The organism is Streptomyces hirsutus (assembly GCF_001418415.1).
GTDB lineage: Bacteria > Actinomycetota > Actinomycetes > Streptomycetales > Streptomycetaceae > Streptomyces > Streptomyces hirsutus.
The window spans coordinates 1-21271 of sequence record NZ_LIQT01000132.1 but is presented as its reverse complement, the minus strand read 5'-3'; the positions used below and the strand labels follow the sequence as shown (position 1 = coordinate 21271).

The 21271-nt window shown below is 70.2% G+C and carries 15 protein-coding genes and 2 pseudogenes; 10 read left to right on the top strand and 7 right to left on the bottom strand.

Going from position 1 to position 21271, the window contains the following annotated elements:
• Together AOK11_RS10585 and AOK11_RS10580 are read right to left on the bottom strand one after the other, a co-directional pair.
• A complete protein-coding gene (locus AOK11_RS10585; RefSeq protein ID WP_055593406.1) occupies positions 1 to 192 on the bottom strand; it encodes a DUF397 domain-containing protein in 192 nt (63 codons plus the stop codon).
• Positions 189 to 1070 carry a helix-turn-helix domain-containing protein gene (locus AOK11_RS10580; protein WP_055593405.1) on the bottom strand — a complete coding sequence of 294 codons (882 nt, stop codon included), beginning with the start codon at positions 1068 to 1070 and terminating at the stop codon, positions 189 to 191. Before AOK11_RS10580 ends, AOK11_RS10585 begins: the two co-directional genes overlap by 4 nt.
• 685 nt (positions 1071 to 1755) lie before the next feature.
• On the opposite strand from AOK11_RS10580, the gene AOK11_RS10575 reads away from it, so the two are divergent.
• The 4 genes from AOK11_RS10575 to AOK11_RS10560 all read left to right on the top strand — a co-directional run bounded on the left by AOK11_RS10575 (position 1756) and on the right by AOK11_RS10560 (position 4280).
• Positions 1756 to 1980, top strand: a complete 225-nt coding sequence (locus AOK11_RS10575) for a hypothetical protein (protein WP_055593408.1) — start codon at positions 1756 to 1758, stop codon at positions 1978 to 1980.
• A 76-nt stretch (positions 1981 to 2056) separates the two neighbouring features.
• On the top strand, positions 2057 to 2524 hold the full coding sequence (locus AOK11_RS10570) for a hypothetical protein (protein WP_055593404.1): 468 nt from the start codon (positions 2057 to 2059) through the stop codon (positions 2522 to 2524).
• Positions 2525 to 2650: 126 nt separating this feature from the next.
• Positions 2651 to 3646 (top strand): RpnC/YadD family protein, encoded by a 996-nt coding sequence (locus AOK11_RS10565; RefSeq protein ID WP_055593403.1) that lies wholly within the window; start codon positions 2651 to 2653, stop codon positions 3644 to 3646.
• 187 nt (positions 3647 to 3833) lie between these two features.
• On the top strand, positions 3834 to 4280 hold the full coding sequence (locus tag AOK11_RS10560) for an ATP-binding protein (RefSeq protein ID WP_055593402.1): 447 nt from the start codon (positions 3834 to 3836) through the stop codon (positions 4278 to 4280).
• Between the two features lie 84 nt (positions 4281 to 4364).
• On the opposite strand, the gene AOK11_RS10555 is transcribed toward AOK11_RS10560, so the two are convergent.
• Together AOK11_RS10555 and AOK11_RS10550 are read right to left on the bottom strand one after the other, a co-directional pair.
• The gene (locus tag AOK11_RS10555; protein ID WP_055593401.1) at positions 4365 to 5471 is read right to left on the bottom strand and encodes a PDDEXK family nuclease; all 1107 of its coding nucleotides are present in this window, start codon (positions 5469 to 5471) and stop codon (positions 4365 to 4367) included.
• A gap of 164 nt (positions 5472 to 5635) precedes the next feature.
• Positions 5636 to 6958, bottom strand: a complete 1323-nt coding sequence (locus tag AOK11_RS10550) for a hypothetical protein (RefSeq protein ID WP_055593400.1) — start codon at positions 6956 to 6958, stop codon at positions 5636 to 5638.
• A 416-nt stretch (positions 6959 to 7374) separates the two neighbouring features.
• Between AOK11_RS10550 and AOK11_RS10545 the strand changes: the two genes are divergently transcribed.
• The 5 genes and pseudogenes from AOK11_RS10545 to AOK11_RS10525 all read left to right on the top strand — a co-directional run bounded on the left by AOK11_RS10545 (position 7375) and on the right by AOK11_RS10525 (position 15755).
• A complete protein-coding gene (locus tag AOK11_RS10545) occupies positions 7375 to 8169 on the top strand; it encodes a hypothetical protein (RefSeq protein ID WP_055593399.1) in 795 nt (264 codons plus the stop codon).
• 158 nt (positions 8170 to 8327) lie between these two features.
• Entirely contained in the window at positions 8328 to 10427 is a 2100-nt protein-coding gene (locus AOK11_RS10540) for a GmrSD restriction endonuclease domain-containing protein (protein ID WP_055593398.1), read from the top strand.
• A gap of 57 nt (positions 10428 to 10484) precedes the next feature.
• A pseudogene (locus AOK11_RS10535) lies at positions 10485 to 12326 on the top strand (AAA family ATPase).
• Positions 12323 to 13588, top strand: a complete 1266-nt coding sequence (locus tag AOK11_RS10530) for an McrC family protein (RefSeq protein ID WP_055593397.1) — start codon at positions 12323 to 12325, stop codon at positions 13586 to 13588. The pseudogene AOK11_RS10535 and the gene AOK11_RS10530 overlap by 4 nt, the downstream one beginning before the upstream one ends.
• A 30-nt stretch (positions 13589 to 13618) precedes the next feature.
• Positions 13619 to 15755, top strand: a pseudogene (locus AOK11_RS10525) (UvrD-helicase domain-containing protein).
• 77 nt (positions 15756 to 15832) lie between these two features.
• On the opposite strand, the gene AOK11_RS10520 reads toward AOK11_RS10525, so the two are convergent.
• The gene (locus tag AOK11_RS10520; protein ID WP_167353776.1) at positions 15833 to 17488 is read right to left on the bottom strand and encodes an HsdM family class I SAM-dependent methyltransferase; all 1656 of its coding nucleotides are present in this window, start codon (positions 17486 to 17488) and stop codon (positions 15833 to 15835) included.
• Positions 17489 to 18301: 813 nt separating this feature from the next.
• The gene (locus AOK11_RS10515) at positions 18302 to 19204 is read right to left on the bottom strand and encodes a TIGR03619 family F420-dependent LLM class oxidoreductase (RefSeq protein WP_055593395.1); all 903 of its coding nucleotides are present in this window, start codon (positions 19202 to 19204) and stop codon (positions 18302 to 18304) included.
• A gap of 386 nt (positions 19205 to 19590) precedes the next feature.
• Between AOK11_RS10515 and AOK11_RS10510 the strand changes: the two genes are divergently transcribed.
• Positions 19591 to 20076, top strand: a complete 486-nt coding sequence (locus AOK11_RS10510; RefSeq protein ID WP_055593394.1) for a DUF3293 domain-containing protein — start codon at positions 19591 to 19593, stop codon at positions 20074 to 20076.
• 651 nt (positions 20077 to 20727) lie between these two features.
• Here AOK11_RS10510 and ssuE read toward each other — a convergent pair.
• On the bottom strand, positions 20728 to 21271 hold a 544-nt coding region (gene ssuE, locus AOK11_RS10500; protein ID WP_063793452.1), incomplete at its 5' end, for an NADPH-dependent FMN reductase.

Below are 21271 nucleotides of genomic sequence, written 5' to 3'. Positions count from 1 at the left end.
TCAGCACTCCGACGCGAACCGTACGAACTGCCCCCAGCCTTCGCGGCCGACGGCGAAGGCTGGGCGGGTCACGTCCTTGGAGTCCCTTACGTGGACGGCCTGTTCGGCGATCGCGACCTCCACGCAGCTGTCGCCCTCACTGCCGCTGTAGCTGGACTTGAACCAGGCGAGTTCCGTCATACCGCTGCTCATAGCTCTCCTCGCAGTCGCTCCAGCAGGTCCCGGGATTCTGTGGGATTCAGGGCCTGCGAGCGCAGTGTTTCATAGCGCTGGCAGAGCACACTCACCTCTTTCGAGTCGGAGATCAGCCGCCCGTTCTTCTGCCCCTCGGAGTACCCAAGCCGCCGCCCCTCTGGGGTTTCCAGAACCTGTACCGGCCCATCCAGGCACGCGTGCAGCCCAGCCTCCAGCGGAACCACCTGGAGCGTCACATTGCGCGGCGCGGTGAGCTCAAGGACATGGTCCACCAGCCCACGCATCGCCTCCGCATCCCCGAACCGCCGCCGGAACACATGCTCCTCGACGATGAAGCTGAACGGCACCTTCGGCCGCTCCCGCATCACCGCCTGCCGTTCCATCCGCACGGCGAGCTGCACCTCCAGCTCCTCGTCGGTCCGCACCGGGATCGTGCCCTCGAACACCGCCCGCGCATACGCCTCCGACTGCAACAACCCCGGCACCAGCCGGCACTCGTACGTGCACAGGCTCACCGCCTCACGCTCCAGCCGCGCCCACCGCCGGAACCACGCCGCAAGCCCCGCCTCACCCCGCGCGAGATGGCGGGCGGCCTTCCGCAGCGCACCCGTGTTGCCCAGCGCCTCCTCCGCGCGCTCCACGAACGCCTCGTCCGGCATCCGGCGCCCCAACTCCACCGACTCCACCGTGTGTTTGGAGTACTGGACCCGGGCGCCGAGGTCGACCCGACTGAGCCCCGCGTGTTCGCGCAGCGCCTGGACGAAGGCGCCGAACGTGCGCAGGCTGTCCGACGGATGCGGCTCCCGCTCCCACTCCCCCGCCGGAACCACCCGCGTACCGGCGCCCCCGGCCGCCTCCCCTTCGACGATGTCCATCCGCCGCCCCTCTCTGCGTACCGCGCCCCGACGGCCCCTTTCGCCGCCCCGCGCTCACCACCCAGAGTGACGGAAGAACCGTCGTACCGTCCACTCTGCGTGCCCGTACGGTGACTCCGCGTACGGGGCGTCGCACTCGTCCCCACCCGCATCCGACCGCCACTCTGGCGCCATGGAGAGCGAAGAGAAACCCTCCGGTACCGCCGACCGGAGCCACGGTGGGGACGTGCCGGCCGGAGCCGCCGCGTGAGCCGTCACCCGAGCCGGGCCGCGCCGACCGACCGTCTTCCTCCGTCGGTCGCCCGTGGGAACGCGCGGTCCGAAGGCGTCCGCGGCGCCGTCTCCGATTCCGACGTGGGACCGCGCCAGCACCAGGACGAGGCGCACAGCTCGTGAGCGGGGAACCGCACGCTCGGCTGTTCGCCGGACAGCCCCGCATGACGCTCCGCGTCTCCCGCGACTTCGGACGGACCCGGTACCGCGAGCGGGCCGTGTTCCCCACGGATGGTCCCGCACCCCCGGCCACGTCCGAGTGGCCACCGTCCCGGTGCTCGCGGCGCACGGGACGCGGTAAGGGCTCCGGCCTCTGAGGCGTCTTCCGCTTCTCCCCCGAACTCCCGCCCGATACGCGGGCGGCGGCGGCCGGTTCTGGCCGCGACCAGATGAGCAGGAAGAAGGTGCAGTGATGCAGAACGGAACCACCCTGTACGCGCTCGACATCAGCGGGGCCTCGTTCGTGAAGGCGTGCGGCGGCCCCTGCACCGAGGGGTGCGTGACCCTGGCCCGGATCGGCGAGGGTGCCTGGGCCCTGGGCGACAGCAAGCGGCCGGACGCGCAGCCGCTGCGGTTCACCACGGAGGAGCTGGGCGCGGCCGGTATCGACCCGGCGCGCTTCGGCCTCGACGTCTGATCCTCCCCACCTCCCGCCGGCCGGGCCGGGCCCCGTCCCCGCGCCCGGCCGGCACTTCTCGAAACGGGAACGGCTCGTGCACCACCACGGCTATCTGTGGACCGGCCCGAAAGAACGCTTCGACGACGAGGCCCTGCGGCGGCCGCCGCATCCCGATCCGCCCCCGGCCGGAAGCAGACCGGAACTGATCCAGCGCTACCGCCAGGTGGCCGCGGAGTTCTCCACGTCGGACCTCCCGCCCCTGGAGACGGCGTACTGGCTCGTCAAGCCCCGTTCATCGGTTCGGGGCACGTGGGACGAGGCGAAGGAAGCGGCGGCCTGGCTCGGTGAGCGGCTGGCCGAGTACGCCCCCCGGTTCGCGTCGGAGAGCGACCAGGACACCACGCGCCTGGCCCGACTGGTGAACGCCGCCGCCGGACGACTGCACGCGGGTGCCGACGTGTCGTACGGCTGCTACCTCGAACGCCCCTCGTACCTCTCCCTGGCCGTGGTCACGTGCTCCCCCAACCGCGCGACCCCCGGACTGGCCTGCCCGTGCGCGTAGAGCAGGCTCGGCACTCGCCCCCGCCCTGACCGCACGCCTCGGCGCCAACCCCAGAGAGCCCCACCAAACGGGTGATCACACCTCAAAAACCAACGAATGTTCTTGCTTCGCGCATAGTTTCACGTCATGCCCAACGTCAGTCACGACACCCTGCACGGCTTCCTGCCGGGACGTCCGAAAGCGCTGAACCGTGCGCTGGACCTCCTGGACCTCGGAATCCCGCCCGGTGTCACCACCGAGACCCTTGCGACGGACGCATCCAGCGCCCCGAAGATGTTCACCCGGCAGATGGACTCCGTGCTGCGGGTGGTCCGTCCCGACGGGCGCGATCCGTTCATCCTGCTGGTCGAGGCACAGAGCGGCATCGAAACGAAGAAGGAGACCTCGTGGCCGTACTACGTCGCGTACTTGCGTGACCGGTACAAACTCGAGGTCGTCCTGCTGGTCCTGTGCGTGGACACGGCAACAGCGGCATGGGCGGCCAGACCTCTGCGCACCGGCCTGGGGCGCCCCACCCAGGTGACAGTGCCTCACGCACTGGGCCCGGCCAACGTTCCGCGTGTCAGCCGGATCCAGGATGCCTCAGCCGACCTGGAATTCGCCGCCTTCTGTCTGTGGATCCACAGCAACGACCCGGACATCGAGGGCATACTGACGGTAATGGGCGAGGCGTTGGCCCAGGACACGGACCGCGAAGCGCGGGACGACCTGGCGGGACTGATCGAGGACGGCTTGGGCAGCGAACACGCCCGGAAAATCTGGAGGAACCTGATGGAAACCCTCTTCACCCCCAGGCAAGGCACCATCGTGGGCGACGCCCGCCTCGCAGGACAGGAAGAAGGACGCGAGGAAGGACGCGTGGCCGGAAAGGCCGAGCAACTACTGCGCCTGATGGAGCGCCGCGGCTTCTCGATGACGGAAGAGACCCGACAGCGCGTCATCACCTGCACGGACATGCCGCTCCTGGATCTCTGGTTCGACCGCGCCATCGACGCCACCACCCTCGACGAGATCTTCACCAGGCCCTCCGCCACGGACCGCGTCCCCGCCCCCGCCCAGAGCCCGGAGCACACCGCAGTCCCCAGCCAAGAGCCGAGGAACCCCGGGCCCTCGGCCAACTGACACCAAAAGCGCACGCCCGGCCGCACCCCACTCCGGGGTGCGGCCCGCTCGGTTCATGGCCCGGTCCCCAACGCCTCGCACATGCCCGTTCCGCAAGCGCACCGACTCCTCTCCGCCGCCGTACGGTCACCCCGCGTACGGGGCGCGGCACTCGCCCCCGCCCCCACCCGACCGCCAGTCTGACGGCATGAACCACGCAACATCCCCAGTGGGCGCCCCCGCCGGCACCTTCACCCAGCTGCTGTCGTCCACGCGGCGCGGCGCCCGTCTCGCCCGGCTCCTCGCCGTGACCGAACTGCGCTCCCGGGGCGCCTCGCAGGACCTCACGGAACGTGCCGAACTCGTCGTCGCGGAACTCGCCGCCAACGCCGTCCTGCACGGCCGCGTGCCCGGCCGCTGCTTCCGGCTCACGCTCGCCCTCGACCCGGCGGCCGGCCGCCTCCGTATCGAGGTCAGCGACGCCCGCGGAGACCTCCGCCCGCTCCCCCGCCCCACGGACACCGCGTCCGACCCACTCAGCACCACCGGACGCGGCCTGACCCTCGTCACCGCCCTCGCCGACCACTGGGAGTGCGTCCCCTACCCGCCGAGCGGCAAGACCGTCCAGGCCGACCTGCTCGACATCACTCCCTGATCACTTCGACGACCTACCGCTCCGGCGTCCCCACCCGGCTTCGGCACTACGGCGTCAATCACACCGAACAAACCCCCTTCGGGATCAGTACAGGTTGGACATCTCGTCGAAGTCGCTGAACGGTGGTCTGGGCCTCCCGCTGACCTCACGGAACTCGTCCGGGTCGTAGTGAAGCCGGAAGGTGTGGGTGTGACCGTCGTCGACCCAGTACAGAGTGATGGCGGAGAGCAGGTCACGCGCCGTCCAACGGGTGCGGGACCGGATCCCCTCTTCCTGGTCGAGAATCCAGTCCTCGACGTATTCCGGGAGGCTGAAGGTCAGCCTGTAGGCACGTCCTTCGCGGGGTTCGAGAGACCAGAGGGGATGCCCTGCCTTCCGCTCGCTCCTGCGCACGCGCACCGCGTGAGTGGGGTGTTCGCGCGCGTATCTGAAGAAGTGCTGGAGATCGTCGGAGACAAGCCCGAGGACGAAAGGAGCCGCGGGAAAGGCGAGGACGAGTCCGAGCGACAGACACTGCAGGTCTGCCACCAGCGTGTCGAGCGGACGAGTCACCGAGGGGGAGCTGGGCACGGGGTCTTCGTGCATGTCCAGCAGGTGGCGGCGTACGTAGTTGCGGATCTCGTACACGGTGGGCCGCTGGCTCGGAGGCATCGACTTGGTCGCGTCGTAAACCGACTTGGCAGCGGCCTTCACCAGCCCGCACAGGGGCTTGAAGTCAGGCAGAGAAAGATCGATGAGCGAGATCTGATGGGCCAGCGCGAACTCCTGCGCGTCCCGCGTGAACCCTGACGTCGAGAAGATCGCGTAACTGTAGTGGTAGCGCGTCCTCGGGCGCCGAGGGCCCGCACCGTTGCTCAGCGTGGTGACGACGCCTTCGTTCAGATCGTGCACGACACCGTGGCCGTTTCGCACGACAGCAAGTCCGACCCGGTAGCTGGTGAACTTGGCCTCGGCGAACAGACGGATCGGGAGCGAGAACGGAGGGACGTACGGGAACTCCCCCAAAGCGTCCGCCTGGTGCCAGGCACCCCGCCCCCGAACCACCAGCCCGTGTTTGCGCCTCTCCAGCACCTTCCACGGGTGCCTGGCCGTGTCGTCCGCCTCCGTCAGTAGACGGTATCCACTGGACCTCAGCAGCCAGGCGAGCACCTCTTCGAGCAGGTACCCCTGCAGTGTTCTCAACCCCACCATGGGGTGACCTTAAGCGCCGCGCATCTGATCACTCATCAGAATGCTGGAAGAGCGCTCACCAGCACACGCTCCGGGAGAGGATGCGGCCGGCGTCGGTCGGGCGGCGGGCTTTCCCTGTCACGCCCGCGCGACCGCACTAGATCCGCACCCTCCACTCTGAGCCCTTATGCCTCCGCGGGCAGCGCGGGGAACACGACCACCGAGCCGTCTCTGTCGCGGGCGATCTCGATCGCCACGTCCGTCGGGCGGCCGTTGAGTGCGACGCCGTCGCCCAGGCGGCGGATCTGGTACGCCGCGCGCAGGAGCCGGTCGACCTCACCGGTCGTGAAGACGGGGCGCTTGCTGTTCGGGCGCGCCAGCTCCAGCGTCGACAGGCGCACCAGCACCCCGGCGATGCCCGACTCCAGCTCGTCGAGACGCCGCTCGTCGTCCTTGAGCGAGCGGGCGAAGTTCTCGAACAGGTTGTCGGGCTCGCTCTGGGCTCGCTCGACCGCCTGGAGGACGTTGACGCGCCGCTTCAACGCCATGGCCAGCGCCGCCAGTTCGACGTGGGTGCGGAACGTTCCGCCCTGGTCGTCCACGCCGGGGAACGACTCGGTCAGCGTGCCGATCTCGACGGGCTCGCCGGCGGGCAGCTTGTCGAGTGCGCTCCGCCAACGGGCGAGACGGATGTCGGCCTTGCTCAGTGCCGTGTCGATGGTGTGCACCGCCGAGTCGAGTCCCAGCGAGACACCGAGCTTGCCCTGGTCGAGCAGGATGGCCGTGGCCTTGTCGATGGCGGGACGGCAGCCGTTGAGTGCGCTGTGCTCGTCGTCGAGCTTGTCGGCCTGAAGCTGCTCCAGCAGGTCCGTGATGTGCGCGATGGCCTGCTGCCGCTTGCGGTCGGCGTGCGCGCTCACCCCGACGGCCACCGCCATCAGCACGAGCGGAGCGGCCACGGTGAGCACCGTGCCGCCCGCGGCCGCGGCACCGGCGGTCGCACCCGCGCCGCCGACCGTGCCCGCCGCTGCCGCTCCGCTGACCGGCACAAGTGTCGCTTTGGCGGCGATCTGGCCCGTCGTCGAATGCACGAGGGTGCCGTAGAACTCGCCCGTCGACCCCTTCGGCTCCATCCAGCGAACCAGCCCCTGTCCGAACTCGGCGGCGACCTTCGCCGGGACCACCACGCGGCACAGGATCTCGCCGGAGGCCGTCGCCTTGGCGGCCGTGGCGGAAGCCTTCGCCGACTCGGTGATGAGCTGCGACAGGTGCTGCGCCAGGGGGCTGGCGGCATCGAGCGGGATGCCCCGGCTGCGGTCGAGCTTGTCGGGCAGCGGGTGCGCCTCGAGCGTGGCGATCGGCTGGTCGGCCAACGCGGCCAGCACGCCGCGCAGTTCGACCAGCCGCTCGGCCGTCATCGGCCCGCTCCCGATCACCGCCGGCACCTGGACATCACGTGTCGCCAGCGTCCAGACCGGAACGTTCGGCGCCTTGCGATAGTCGATCATCGTCCCCCCCCAACTCTTCCCCACGTCAGCCTGCGTCTGACGTCCCAGCAGAACGGTATAACCGAATCACGGCACCGTGTGTCACTCGATCCACATCGACCACCTCCCGGCACAGCGGGCCGGCGCAGGCGACGCGAGCACAACGACCGGCGCCCGCTCAGTGACTGGAACCGTGACAATCGAACAACCCGCAGCATAGGGTCCGTTGACAGTGCCAACGGACCCTTCTAGCGTTGCTTAGGTATGCGGGGGTCACGTCACGGGGGACGGTCCTCTCGTCCGGGCCGCGGACGAGCCGCACAGCGTGTCACTGGTTGGGGGATGGTTTGACGCGGAACCGGGTACGTCTCAGCGGCGGCTCGAGCTGGCAGACGGACTTCCGTCGCAGGACCACGGGGCGCCCCGTGCGTACCGCCATGGACGTCGCTCGTCTCCACCGGAACCTCAACGACATACTCCTCGACCTCAAGCGTGCCGTGGAAAGATACGCGGTGGCCGAGGCGACCGGACTGTACTCGCTGGCCTGGTCCCAGGTGGCCGAGGCGCCGCCCAGCGAGACCAGGAAGCAGCGGGAAGAACTTCAGGTGTTCAAGAAGGTGCTCAACTCCGCGTCCTGGCTGGAGGAGGGGCGTCGTCGTGCGGCGGCGGCCGATGTCCGGCAGGAAGCCCCGACCCGGCGGCGCTCCACGGTGCGTCCGGGTGCCCGCCCGGCCGAGAAGCGCGCCAGCGGTCACGTGCCGCGCCGCGAGGCGAAGCCCGTCAAGGACACCGGGGCGAACCGTCCGCCCTCGCACACGGCCGGTTCCGGTTCTCGGACACCGGCTCGTCGTGACGAGCCGCCCCTGCTGGGGACCGGTCAGCGGGCGGAGATCGCCACCGAGCTCCGCCCGCTGCTGGAGCAGACCGCCCGCATGGGCGCGACCACCACCTGGTCCCGTATCGGCAAGCGCCTCCCCGTACTGCCGCGGCTCCACCGGGACGACCAGAGCGTCATCCTGTGGCTGGTGGACGAGGAACGCCGGGAGGGAGAGCCCCTTCTCTGCGCTCTCGTCACGGTCGGCGACCGGCAGATGCACCCCCGTTTTCCGGTCATCGCGGAACAGCTCGGCCTGGCGTGCTCGGGCACCGCCGCCCAGCAACAGATGACATGGAGCTACGAGGTGCTGAAAGCCCATCAGTACTGGCGGCATCGGCGCCCCGGGCACGGCTGAGAGATTCGGCCGCTCGTCGGGTACCCGGACCGTGTGCGAGGAAGCGGCCGGATCGACGCGCGGCGAGGTACCGGAAACGTGACCGTCGCGTTGCTCACCATGACCGGCTGATCCCACAGTCCGCCTTCCCGTCCCATCACCCCGAGGAGACCCGGCCGATGGCCACCGTGCTGTTCAAGGACACGACCCACCAGGTAGCCGACCTGATCACCGACATCCGGCGCGGTGAGATCGCCCTGCCCGACCTGCAACGGCCCTACGTGTGGCAACCGGCCAAGGCGCGCGAGCTGTTCGACTCGATGTACAAGGGCTTCCCGGTCGGCTATCTGCTCTTCTGGGAGACCGGGATCGAGCCCGGGGCACGGCAGATCGGCGAAGGGGCCAAACCGGAGGCGGCTCGCCGGCTCATCGTCGACGGCCAGCAGCGTCTCACCTCGCTCTTCGCCGTCATGACCGGCACGCCCGTGGTGAGGGAGGACTACCGCACGACGCGCGTCCGGCTCGCCTTCCGCCCCTCGGACGACACCTTCGCCGTCACGGACGCGGCCATCGAGAGGGACCCCGAGTACCTCCCTGACATCAGCGTGCTGTGGGACACCGCGACAGGACGCCGCAAGGTCATCCGTGACTTTCTCGCCCGCCTGAACGACAAGCGTCCCCTCACCGAGGCCGAGGAGGACCGGATCCAGGACGCGCTCGACCGTCTGCACGACCTGGAGAGCTACCCGTTCAAGGGGGTGGTGCTCTCGGCCGACATCGACGAGGAGCAGGTCGCGGAGATCTTCGTCCGTATCAACAGCGAAGGCGTGAAGCTCGACCAGGCCGACTTCATCCTGACGCTCACCTCCGTGTTCTGGGAGGACGGACGCCGCGCCCTGGAAGAGTTCTGCCGCCAGTCGCGGACTCCCGCTCTCCACGGTGCGTCACCCTTCAACTGGTACATCAAGCCCAAGCCGCCCCAGCTGCTGCGTGTGGTCGCCGCCGTCGGCCTGGACTCCGCCGTGCTCAAGCAGGTCTACGCGACCCTGCGCGGACGGGACGCCTCGGGAAAGCTGTCCCCCGAGCAGCGCGAGGCACGCTTCGAACAGCTCCAGCAGGCGCAGAAGCACGTCCTCGACCTCCAGCACTGGCACGAGTTCTTCCTCTGCCTGGAGCGCGCCGGCTTCCGCGGCGAGAAGATGATCTCCAGCCAGAACGCGCTGCTCTACAGCTACGCGCTCTGGCTGATCGGCCGCGTCCGCTACGACGTCCCCCTCGACCGGCTCCGGTCCGTCATCGCGCGCTGGTTCTTCATGGCTCAGCTCACCGGCCGTTACACCGGTTCGGTGGAGTCCCAGATGGAGCACGACCTCGCCCTGCTGCGGGAGATCCCGCACGGCGACGCGGACGGTTACACCACCACCCTCGACCGGGTCGTCCGGGAAACCCTCACGTCGGACTTCTGGACCATCACCCTGCCCAACACGCTGAACAGCTCCGCCGCCAAGTCGCCTGCCCTGCTCGCGTACATCACGGCCCTCAACATCCTGGACGCGGACGTCCTGCTGTCCGACGTCAAGGTCCGTACGCGGCTCGACCCGGCCGTCCTCGCGCGCAAGGGCGTCGAGCGGCATCACCTCTTCCCCCGGAAGTACCTGCAGAACTCCCTCGGGATCACCACCAGCGCGCGCATCAACCAGATCGCCAACATGGCGCTGCTGGAGTGGAGCGACAACATCGCCATCTCCGACCAGGCGCCGGCGCAGTACTGGCCCGCGCAGCTGGCCGCCAAGGGGCTGCCCGCCGACGTCCTGGCCCGTCAACGCTACCTGCACGCGCTGCCCGACGACTGGCCGTCGATGGACTACGACGCCTTCCTCACCGCTCGCCGTGTCCTGATGGCGCAGGTCGTCCGTGGTGCCTTCGGGCAGTTGGAGAACGACTCCTACCGCCCTGTGTACAGCGCCCCGACCGTCGTGCCCGAGCAGCGCACGGCGAGCAGGCTCCCCTCCCGCCGGATCAAGCTGTCGGAGCTGCTGGACGCCGGTCTGATCAGCTCTGGAACCGTCCTCACCCCCGCGTGGGAGGAGTACGGGCAGGTGGCCGTCGTCGACTATCAGGGCCGCATCCGGCTCGACGAGCAGATCCACGACACCCCTTCCGGAGCCGCCAACGCAGTCGGAGCAGGGACCAACGGCTGGACCTTCTGGCTGGCCGACACCCCCGAAGGGCAGGTCTCGCTGGCCGATCTGCGCGCCGCCCTGTCGGAGGAGATCTGACACCTCACCCATGCTTGTTGACGATGTCAACGTGTAGCCTGTGCGTGTTCGACGCAGGTGTCGCCCTCTCCTGGAAGGTCACCCACGCCCCAGCCCGACCGTCTCCCCGGCACACCCGAGTTCCGCATCAAGCTGCCGCAGGACGGTGCCGAGGCGCGTGGGTGGCTGCTGACGCAGTTCGGCGGCAACGGAACGAACAAGTTCCTGCTGCGGGAGGGGTCCCTCGTGACCGCCGAGGAGTGGCCGGGGCTCGGCCGCCATGCCCGCCGGTTCCGGGCGGAACTCCGCGCGGACGGCGCGCTCGTGGACGCCCCGGCCGCCCCCGGACAACCCCAGGACGCGCCCGCGCGCTGGGTGGTGACCCGGGACATCGGGTGCAACTCCTCCTCGGCCGCCGCCGCGTTGGTGTACGGCTACGACGCCTCCGGCCCGGAGTCCTGGCGCACCGTCGAGGGCCACCCGCTCGCCGACTACCTGTCCACCGGCTGGCGCGCCCCGCGCAAGGCGTGGCTGGTGCGCGGGTCCAATGTCTCGGGGCACAACCTGGTGCGGCGGATGTGGCTGGAGGAGGGGTTCGTCTCGCTCGCGGGCGCGCACCTGCCGCCCCTGGAGGAGGCCGATCCGACCAAGAGCGCGCTGCGCCGCTTCGTCGAGGAGGGGTACGAGGGCGCGGCCTCGTACAACCAGAAGCAGGGTCTGGTCGACGAGCTGCACGCCTTCCTGACACAGATACGCGTCGGCGACACGGTGGCCACCATCGGCGACGGCCGGCTGCACGTCGGGCAGATCACCGGGGAGGCCGTGCAGAGCGCGTCGCCGGGCGGGCTGTCCAATCTGCGCCGGACCGTGGCCTGGCAGGCGGCCGGCCACGCGTACGAGGAGCTGCCGGAGGAGGTGCGGCAGAAACTGTCCGTGCAGCACGACGTCGTCGACCTGACCGGTGTCCTGGACGCGCTGGACGGGCTCACCGGGCAGGCGGAGGGCACGGACCCGGCGGAGACCGGGGACACCGGCGAGCGGCCGGCGTAACGGGAGCTGAACCTGCCGGACATCACCGAAGCACTCGCCGCCGACCTCCTCGTCCACGACCGGGCCTGGCTGGAGGAGATGCGCGAACTCCTCCTCGACGAGAAGCAGATGGTGCTCTACGGCCCGCCGGGTACGGACAAGACGTACCTGGCGATGAAGCTGGCCGAGTACTTCGGCGGCGGCCCGGAGCAGGTCAAGATCGTGCAGTTCCACCCGTCGTACGCGTACGAGGACTTCTTCGAGGGGTTCCGGCCCGTGGAGGACCCGGAGACGAGGGAGGTGGCGTTCCGGCTGACGGCGGGCCCGCTGCGGGAGCTGGCCGATCTCGCCTCCCGCGAGGGCAACCGGCACATCCCGCACTTCCTGATCATCGACGAGATCAACCGTGCCAATCTGGCGAAGGTCTTCGGCGAGCTGTACTTCCTCCTGGAGTACCGGACCAGGTCCGTCCGTCTCACCTACTCCGGGGACGACTTCGCGCTGCCGCCCAACCTCTTCGTGATCGGCACGATGAACACCGCCGACCGGTCGATCGCCCTGGTCGACGCGGCGCTGCGGCGCCGTTTCGCCTTCGTGGAGCTGTCCCCGCGCACCGAGCCGACCGCCGGGCTGCTCGCGCGCTGGCTGAAGCGTGAGGGCAGGGACCTGGAGCCCGCCCGTCTCCTCGATGCCCTCAACGCCCGCATCGAGGACGCCGACTTCGCCATCGGCCCCTCGTACCTGATGAAGCCGGGCGTGTACCGCGACAGCGGCCTAGAACGGACCTGGCGCACGAAGATCCTGCCGCTGCTCGAGGAGTACCACTACGGCGAAGGAATCGACGTCGCCGCCCGCTACGGCCTCGACGCGCTGCGCGAGCAGCACCCGTGACCGTGCCTGTGCCCGTGTCCGAGGTGGCGCTGCGCGAGTACGGACCCGCCGTCTCCGTACCGCTGGGTGCCGAGGCCGGGCGGGCCCTTGCCGCCTCCGGCATCCTGGAGAGCGCGACCCCGGATCCCGGCCGGGAAGGGCACTGGCTGCTGCGGGCGGGCAGCCGGGTCGGCGCCGTGCGCACGTCCGGCGGTCCGGTAGTACGGATCATGCCCAAGACCCCGGTGAGCCGGCTGTTCTTCCTGCTCGGGTTCAGCCTCGACCCGGCACGCGCCTGGCGCGACAGCCGGGAGGGCACCGTCGACACCGGCGCGTACGACGATGTCGTCCCCGCGCTCGCGCACGCCGTGGAGCGGCAGATCGACGCGGCGCTGCAGCAGGGGGTCCTCCAGGGCTACCGGGAAGTGGAGAAGTCCGCGCTGGTCGTACGCGGGCGGCTGCGCGAGGCCGAGCAGATCCGGCGGCACTTCGGCCGCACTCCGCCCGTGGAGATCGCCTACGACGCGTACACCGCCGACACCGCCGAGAACCGCATCCTGCGCGCCGCCGCCGAGCGGTTGCTGCGGCTGCCGGGCGTCCCCGGTCCCGTCCGGCGGCGCCTGGCCCATCAGCGCGTCCGTCTCGCCGACGCCCTTCCGCTGGTGCGGGGACAGGAACTGCCGCGTTGGCAGCCGTCGCGCCTCAACTCCCGCTACCAGCCCGCACTGCGGCTCGCCGAGGCCGTCCTGCGCGGCTCCTCGCCGGAACACCGGCCGGCCGGGTCCGAACCGCTCGCCGTGGACGGCTTCCTGCTCGACATGAACAAGTTGTTCGAGGACTTCGTCACCGTCGCCCTGCGCGAGGCCCTCCGGGAGCACGGCCTGACCGCGCGCCTCCAGGACCTCCACCACCTCGACACCGCGGGTCTCGTGCGGATGCGCCCCGACCTCGTCGTCCGCACCGGCGACGGACGCACCCCGCTCGCCGTCGTCGACGCCAAGTACAAGGTCGAGAAGGCCGACGGACTCCTCAACGCCGACCTGTACCAGGCGCTCGCGTACGCCACCGTGCTCGGTCTGCGCGAGGCGCACCTGGTGTACGCGGCCGGACGGCAGCCCGAGCGCTTCCACGAGGTGCGCGGCACGGCGGCGGGGCCGGAGGGACGCGGAGTGCGGCTGTATCAGCACAGCCTCGACCTCTCCCGCGAACCGGACCAGTTCATGTCGGTTTTCCGGAACATCGCCGGACGGCTGGCCGACACCACTGCCCGTTCACGATCATGAAACGCCGTCAGGCGGAAAGGAAGTGCCCTCATGCCCCGGCTCGCCTTCGCCCAGAGCTTCTGGGACGGCTACGACACCCTGGAGAAGCCGGTCCGAGCCGGAGTGCGCAAGGCCATGGCGAAATTCCAGGCCATGAGCGTCGCCGAACTCAACGCGGACAAGGGACTGCACCTGGAGTCCGTCCAGAACGCCCGTGACCCGCGGATGCGCACCATACGCATCACCGACTTCTGGCGGGGCGTCGTCCTCTCCCCCGACGACGGCAGCGACATGTTCCTCCTGGTCAACGTCCTGCCGCACGACGACGCCTACACCTGGGCGGCGAAGCGCCTGTACAGCGCGAACTCCGCGACCCGGGCCCTGGAGGTACGCAACGCCGTCGCCCTGGACGAGCTGACACCGCTGTACGAGACGGCCGCACGCACGGCTCCCCGGCTGCTGTTCGCGGGCGTCTCCGACGGCACGCTGCGCGAACTCGGCATCGACGGCCAAGTGCTGCGCGCCGCGCGTTCCCTGGTGGACAAGGCCCAGCTGGATGCGTTCTCCACGCTCCTGCCGGAGGATCAGCTGGAGGTGCTGCAGTACCTCGCCGAGGGTTTCGGCCCGGAAGAGGTCTACCGGGACGTCGTCGCCGTCCGCCGACCCGCCGACGCGCCCGCCGAGCCGGTCGAGGACCTGGCCACGGTGATCGCCAACACTCCCGCACGCATCCGCCTGGTCACCGGGCCGCAGGAGCTGGAGGAGGTCCTGGAGAAGCCGTTCGCGGCCTGGCGGGTCTTCCTCCATCCCTCCCAGCGGCGCGTCGCCCACCGCACCTCGTACGGGGGTCCCGTCCAGGTCACCGGCGGACCCGGGACGGGCAAGACGGTGGCCGCCCTGCACCGGGTCAAGCACCTGCTCGGCCGTTCCGAGGACGGCCGCGTCCTGCTCACCACGTACACGAACGCGCTCGCCGCCGGACTGCGCGAGATGCTCGGCCTGCTCATCGACGAGGACGAGAAGCTGCTGGCGCGAGTCGACGTGACGACGGTCGACGCCTACGCGAACGGCGTCGTACGCGCGAAGTCGGCGGCCGCGCCCAAACCGATCGGGGACCGGGAACAGCGGCAGTTGTGGGAGAAGGCAGTCAAGCAGCTCGGTCTGCCCTTCACCGACCGGTTCCTGGCCCAGGAGTACCGGCACGTCGTGCTCGGCCAGGACCTGAGCGATCTCGACGCCTACCTCGGTGCGAGCCGCCGGGGCCGCGGCACCGGTCTCGGTCCCACGCGCCGCCGAGAGGTGTGGAGCGGCGTGGAGCGGTTCGAGCAGTTCCTGCGCGACCGCGGCGAAACCACACACCTGCGGGTCTGCGCCCGCGCGGCGGAACTCCTCGCCGGCGAGCCGGCCCCGTACGCCCACGTCGTCGTCGACGAGGCACAGGACCTGCACCCCGCGCAGTGGCGCGTGCTGCGCGCCGCCGTGCTCCCCGGCCCCGACGACCTGTTCGTCACCGGCGACCCGCACCAGCGGATCTACGACTCACGGGTGTCGCTCGGCTCCCTGGGCATCGCCACGGCCGGCCGCAGCTTCCGGCTGCGCGTCAACTACCGCTCCACCGAGGAGATCCTCGCCTGGTCGGCGCGGCTCCTCGCACCCGTCACCGTCGAAGCGCTCGAAGGTGAGGGGACGGACTCGCTGGCCGGGTACCGCTCCCTGCTCCACGGGCGCCGCCCCCAAGCGCAGGGGTACGCGATCCGGCAGGAGGAGACCGAGGCCCTGGTGAACCGGGTCCGGGCGCTGCTCGGCGAGGGCCTCGCACCGCACGAGATCGGCGTGTGCGCACGCTTCAACCTCTCCCTGGACGCGGCCGAGGAGAAACTGAGAGCCACCGGTATCCCGGTGCTGCGGGTCAAGGGACAGGCCCCCCGGGATGCCGAGGGGATACGACTGGCGACGATGCACGCGATGAAGGGGCTGGAGTTCCGGGCGGTGTCCGTCCTCGGCGTCAACGAGGGCGCCGTCCCGTTCGCCCGGGAGATCACCCCGCGTGAGGCGGACCCCCCTGCAGCACGACGCCGACCTGCTTCGGGAACGCTGCCTCCTCTTCGTCGCCTGCACGCGCGCTCGCGAAGCGCTGAGTGTGACGTGGAGCGGAGCTCCGAGTCCGTTCCTGCCTCCCGCCGCTTGACCGGCCGCCCGACGCACGCTCCGATGCGGAGGAGTGAGGACGGTGCGGGGCGCCCAGAGGGGTGTCCCGCACCCTCCTCACTCCTCCGGTACCAGAGCACCCGCGGCAAGGCCGTCACGGGCGACTTCGGCGAGCTGCCGACTCAGCTCGTCGACCTTGCGCATGCCTTCCTCGAACGCGGACAGGGCCCGGAAGGCAGTGCCGTACCGACGCTGTTCGTCGATGCCCATGCGGGGGATACGGGAGCCCCTGCCGTCAAGGCGGTAGGTACCGCTGGCGCTTGTGGACCGGCGGGCGTTAGCGGAGCTGCGCAGGAATCCCCGCAGATAGTCCGTGTCGAGCTGCTCGCTGGCCGAGACCGGCTCCGGACCGTCGTACGTGACGAGTCCGGCGCGGGCGAGATCCGCGACGCTGGTGGTGGCACCGTCCAGTGAGCCCGGTTCGCCGCCCGGCGCAAGTTCGGGCAGAAGGGTGGCGAGCCGACGGACCTGGTCCTCCAGTTCCTTGCGCAGGGCGGCGTATTCACCGGGATAGTCGCGGTGCCGGGACCGGAGATGGTTGCCGGGGGTCAGGTCGACGGTCTCGTCGAGGAGTTCGATCAGCGGCACGTCGGCGACCTGGTCGGGGCGTGGTTCCAGGCTCCCGTCGGGGCTGTTGCCGGTCAGGTCGACCATGCGCACGGTCTGGTTCGTGTCCGCGGCTCCCGCGTTCTCGGGGCGCCTCAGACACCACAGATGAACGGGCAGGGCGTGAGAGGTCGCCGTCCCCGGCGGCAGGGCGACCACTTGGCGCACGATCCCCCGGCGTACGAGCTCTGCTCGGATACGGCGGCCTGCCCTGCGATAGGCGACCGAGGCAGGCATGACCATGAGGACCTGGCCGCCGGGCTCGGTGTGCGCATAGGAGTGCTGGAGCCACGCCAGCTCCCCTTCGGCCTTGGACGGGGTGCCGAGTTCCCAGCGGGAGTCGAGCAGCAGTTCCTCCCGCCCCCACTCGGTCACGCCGGTCGGCGGGTCGCAGACGACCAGGTCCGCCTTGAGATCCGGCCATTCGTCCGCGCGCAGGGAGTCACCTGCCGCGATGCGCACGTCCGATCGGCCCAGGAGATCGGCGCGGAGCTGCGCGAAGCGGGCACTGTCGGCATCCGTCTCCTGGCCGCAGCAGCGCGTTCCCGCTTCGGAGGCGACGGACAGGAGCAGCACCCCGATGCCGCAGGCGGGATCGAACACCGTGGCGTCGGCCCGCAGTTCGGGAGCGAAGTGACACATGGCACGCACCACGCGCTCGGACGTCACCTGGTCCGAGCCCGCACGCCGAGCGGAGTCCATGAATCGTTCCGTCAGTGCCTTCACCAGGTCGACGGGCGCTTCGGTCCGGGCGAGCTCTTGCACACGGGTGGCGACGTCATCCGGCAGGCTTGGCTCACTTTCTCCGGCCAGCGCCAAGGCCACCTCTGCCAGACCCGCGACCATCTGTTCCCCGTAGGCAGTTCTCATGGCCTGCCACAGCTCGACCTCGGGCGACACCTCTTGGCCTTTTCGCTGCTTGTCCAGCCATTCCTGGACCTCGGCGAGCGCATAGAGCGGACTGTTCGCGGCACCTCCCGCCGCCGTGGGGAAGTCGTCGTAGCGCCGACGCCAATTCGAGACAGCGGCCCGAGTGACTCCGGCCAACCGGGCAATCTCGGAACCGGTAACAAGAGGGCCTACCGGTGGGGCGGCATTGTCCGTCATCCCTCCAGCGTACACGAAATGCAACAATAACTTCCAAGTAAGAGCCTGTTGACAGCGACAACAAAGCCACTTCAGCGCATAAGGTGTACTCGGTTTCTCCGGTGCCCATGCGACACACCTGCCCCTGGCCCATTTCCGAGGCTTCGCCGTTCGCCCCTGTCCCAGCGCCCTCTGAGACCTCTCACGACCACCTCTTTCAGCCCCTCGCCGCCTGCTGCTCCGGTGGTGCCGGCAACTGGCACCGGTGTGCCGTCGCGGCGCGCACGGCGGGGTGGCGCTCCAGACCTGCAAGGGCATCCCGGATGATGCCGCCGCGCCCCCTACAGACCCGCATCAATGGCGGTCAGACAAGTGGCAGCAACCCCGCCTCCAAGATCCTCAGGTGCTGGGTGAGGCCGAGCAAAGACCTGAGTGGGGCAGCCGCCGGAAGACCTGTCACACAGCTGTACCGGACTGTCTCCGCCGTCATGCCGGAGACCGCCGTCGTACCAGCTGCACCGCCTGCCACTAGATGACACCGGCGCTCGCCAGGAGTCGGCGCTGGATACAGCTGCAGAACCTGGCGCGCAACGCGGCGCACCCGGACGGGACGAAGCGGGCGGGACACAGACACGTGGCACCGTCGCCGGCCGGGCCGGGCTCGGTGCTGCTTCGGAATCAAGGGCAGCACAACGCCGGAGCCCGGCGAGGCGACGGAGTTCGTCATGGTGCAGTCGCAGGCTCGCGGTTCCGACGAGCGAACCTCGCCGGGACCGCGCCGCGCCCCGGGCCGATGCCGTCCTCCCGGCATCGGCCCGCCCGGACCACGCGGGCTCAGCCCTTCGCCACGAGCTGGAGGATCTGCCGGGCGTGATCAAGGGACCCGTCGACGGTGTCCACGTCGTACATCGAGTCGATCATGAAGTGGTCGATGCCCGTCCGCTCGTGGACCTCCTTGACGGTGTCGGCGACCCGCTCCGTGCTCGTGCCGGCGTCGATGTTCACCCGCAGCACGGTGTCGATCGCTCGGGGATCACGACCGGCCTGCCGGGCCAGTTCGTCGAGTTGCGAGCGCTGCGCGACAAGCCCGTCGACATCCACGTAACTGGGGACGACGATCAGCGGCAGCCAGCCGTCACCGCGTCGGGCGACACGGCGCAGTGCGCGCTCGGACATCGCGCCCAGGTAGAAGGGCGGACGCGGCTGTCGCGCCGGCTTCAGCGGCGAGTGGTGCTCGGGTACGGAGAGCTGCGCGCCCTCGTACTGTGCCGGGTCGGTGGTCCAGATGGCGTCGAGGGCGTCGAGCAGTTCCTCCATGCGGGCACCGCGGCGGGTGAAGTCCAGGCCGGCCGCCCGGTACTCCTCGGGAGACCAGCCGACCCCGAAACCGGGCAGCAGGCGTCCGCCGCTGATCAGGTCGATCGTCGTCAGCGACCGGGCCAGCTGGACGGGCGGGTAGAGCGGGGCGACCAGGACGTGGGAGCCCAGCAGCACACGGCTGGTCGCGGCGGCGGCGACGCCGAGGAGGACGAACGGGTCCGCCGCGGGGTTCAGTTCTTCCGGGATCGTGTTGCCCTGTCCGCCGTAGCCCACGACGGGACGGACCGCGGCCAGGTTGCGGTCCCCCACCCACAGGCTGGCGCCCCCGGCCTCCTCGATCGCTGAGGCGAACGTGGCCGTCTCGGCGATGCCGTACGCCTGGTGGTGGAACTGGGGTAAGGCGAAACCTATCTTCATGACATCCTTCACACTGTGTTGCTGCCGGGCGCGGCCCTTCGGCTCCGCAGCGGCATGATCCTCATCGGGCGAAGCCCACCATAGGCAGGCTCTGGACCCCTCAACATTTGGCGCGCCGTGCGTAGTTGACACAGCATGGGCGACGCTGGCGACGACCTTTACGCGACCCTTGTGATCCGGACCCCCTTGCCTCGGGACCGGAATCGTGACAACTTGCCGCTCAGTCAACCCGGCCGAGTGCGACCGGGGGAAACGACCAGTCGGCCGTCCCGCACACCACGCGGCCGGCCTTCCGGGCAACACCGCGCTCCCATGACCCCATGGGAGCAGACAGCGATCTCCCTGCATGACGTGTAAGGGGGTCCTTCGTTCCACAGGAGGCCCTCGTGCACGCCACCGACGCATCCAGCACGCCCCGGAACTGGGAGCTCTACCGCAACGCGGTCGTGGACATCCACTTCCAGGACCGGACCGTACGGGTCGAACCGCGCTCGCCGGGCACGGCCGAGGGATCCTTCCCGGAACCGGCCGGCAACGCCGCCCTTCATGTGATCACGGCCTGGAATCCTTATGGCCGTACCGTCTCCGCCGAGCACAACGCCCGTGCCCAGGGCCTGCTGCTCGACGAGCTCGACCGGCAGCGGCTCACCTGGTGGCCCGCGGCAGGAGGCGACGCGTGCGGCACCCACGTCGAGGAGAGCGTCGCCGTCGCCGGCCTGAGCGACGACGCCGCACGGGAACTGGGGCGGCGCTTCGGCCAGGACGCGGTCTTCACCTGGACTCCCGACGCATGGTGTGTGTCGGCGTGCGACAGCGACATTGCCGCCGTGAGTGGTTGGGCGGCGTTCGCCCGGGGCGGCCGGACGCCGTGATTCCCCCGGCCGACGGCACCGGCGACGGCCGCCGGGTCGCCCTGCCGGGCCGCCGCTTCGACGACCGCTGACGTACCCGAACGCCGTTGCACGGCAGGAGTGATGACGATGGGCATGTACCCCATGCGGACCCCGGGCCACTGTCCCCGCTGCGGCAGGACTCTCACCGGCCCACCGGCCGAGCGGGTCAGAGCCGAAGGCTTCCCGGCGGAGGTGACGTACGAGGCCGACCCCCTGTGCGGTGCGCGCTGGCATGTGTGGGACAGGACGTCTCCGCTGCGCCGCCTGGCTCGCTCCTGGGTGGACGGCACTGACTGACGTCGCGATGCGCCGAGGGCCGTTCGATCCGCAACGCCATCCGCGACAAGGATGAAGCCCCTGATCTCCCCGAAGAAGATGCCCAAGACCCCAGAGAGCGACCCGCGCCGTCCGTGCCCCGCGTGCGGCCGGACGCAGCTCGGAGCGCAGGGCGCGCCCTTCGAGGATGTCGGCAAGGAGACGCTCATGGAGCGGGGTGAGCTTCATGCGGCGGTCGCGTCGGCCGGAGCGGTGCGGGGCGGACGGAGCCGAGGGCGCGCAGGGGCCGCCTCCCTCCGCGCGTGCGGTCGGGCCGGGCTCGGACCACCGGCTGTGACCGGCGGGGGTGGTCGGTCAGGCGGCGGGCTGGAGGGTGCTGCGTTCCAGGGCGGAGGCGAAGCCGTCGACGACGCGCTCGAGGTGGCGGGCGGTCTCCGGTTCGATGTCCAGGGTGCCGTCCGGGGCGGTGGCCAGGTGCTTGTCGAGGACGAACCAGCCGGGGGTGATGTGCTCGGCGCCCATCGAGGCGAGGACCGGGCGCAGTGCGTAGTCGACGGCCAGGACGTGGGCGGTGGAGCCGCCGGTGGCCAGGGGCAGTACGGTCCGGCCGGTCAGGGCGTACTGCGGGAGCAGGTCGAGAAGGGACTTGAGCAGGCCGGAGTAGGCCGCCTTGTAGACGGGGGTGCCGATCACCACGCCGTCGGCACGTTCGAACAGGGCGGTGGCCTCGCGGATCGCGGGATGGCCGAAGTCGGCACCGAGCAGCGCCTCGGCGGGCAGGGTGCGGACGTCCAGCGGGATGACGTCGTGGCCTCTGGCGGTCAGCCGCGCGTCCAGGTGGCGGACCAGGCGGGCGGTGCGGGATGTGGCGGAGGGGCTGCCGGAGACGGACAGGACG

Coding starts and splice junctions, on each gene's coding strand:
- AOK11_RS10560 (WP_055593402.1), top strand. CDS start 3,834: ATGAACCACGCAACATCCCCAGTGGGCGCCCCCGCCGGCACCTTCACC.
- AOK11_RS10555 (WP_055593401.1), bottom strand. CDS start 5,471: ATGGTGGGGTTGAGAACACTGCAGGGGTACCTGCTCGAAGAGGTGCTC.
- AOK11_RS10515 (WP_055593395.1), bottom strand. CDS start 19,204: ATGAAGATAGGTTTCGCCTTACCCCAGTTCCACCACCAGGCGTACGGC.
- AOK11_RS10545 (WP_055593399.1), top strand. CDS start 7,375: ATGGACGTCGCTCGTCTCCACCGGAACCTCAACGACATACTCCTCGAC.
- AOK11_RS10575 (WP_055593408.1), top strand. CDS start 1,756: ATGCAGAACGGAACCACCCTGTACGCGCTCGACATCAGCGGGGCCTCG.
- AOK11_RS10540 (WP_055593398.1), top strand. CDS start 8,328: ATGGCCACCGTGCTGTTCAAGGACACGACCCACCAGGTAGCCGACCTG.
- AOK11_RS10585 (WP_055593406.1), bottom strand. CDS start 192: ATGAGCAGCGGTATGACGGAACTCGCCTGGTTCAAGTCCAGCTACAGC.
- AOK11_RS10520 (WP_167353776.1), bottom strand. CDS start 17,488: ATGACGGACAATGCCGCCCCACCGGTAGGCCCTCTTGTTACCGGTTCC.
- AOK11_RS10580 (WP_055593405.1), bottom strand. CDS start 1,070: ATGGACATCGTCGAAGGGGAGGCGGCCGGGGGCGCCGGTACGCGGGTG.
- AOK11_RS10550 (WP_055593400.1), bottom strand. CDS start 6,958: ATGATCGACTATCGCAAGGCGCCGAACGTTCCGGTCTGGACGCTGGCG.
- AOK11_RS10565 (WP_055593403.1), top strand. CDS start 2,651: ATGCCCAACGTCAGTCACGACACCCTGCACGGCTTCCTGCCGGGACGT.